At 48.7% G+C, this 507-nt stretch carries 1 protein-coding gene; it reads left to right on the top strand.

Annotated elements, in window-relative coordinates:
• Nucleotides 1-22 precede the first annotated feature (22 nt).
• A partial coding sequence (locus R7044_RS28365; RefSeq protein WP_225456430.1) for an alkaline phosphatase family protein occupies nt 23-507 on the top strand: 485 nt, incomplete at its 3' end.

Consider the following 507-nt stretch of genomic DNA (forward strand, 5'->3'; position numbering starts at 1 on the left):
ACATGGTCATTCACGACCAGAAATGCGCGCCACGCTTTACCCCGTGCAATGTGAACTCCCTTCAATGTCGCGTCCACTGTATGAGTGCATTTTAACTGGGGTTCGCCCCGTAGAAAGCGGCATTGTGAACAACAATATCGTTCGTCTGTCGAATCATGATTCCATCTTTAGTTTGGCAAAATCGCAAGGCAAAGTGACGGCGGCGGCGGCTTACCACTGGGTGAGTGAACTCTATAACCGCGCCCCGTTTGAGCCGATTCGCGATCGTTTTACGAACGATGAAACAATGAATATTCAGCACGGCTGTTTCTATCATTGGGATCATTATCCTGATGAAGCGCTTTTCATAGACGCGGAACATTTGCGTCGCACTCACCAGCCTGATTTTTTGCTGATCCACCCAATGAACATTGATGACATGGGTCATAAGCACGGGTTGGATTCTCGCCAATACCGCAACTCAGCACGTGGTGCAGACATCATTCTCTCCAATTACATCGTGCAATG

The sequence above is a fragment of the Vibrio sp. 1402 genome (genome assembly GCF_033340275.1).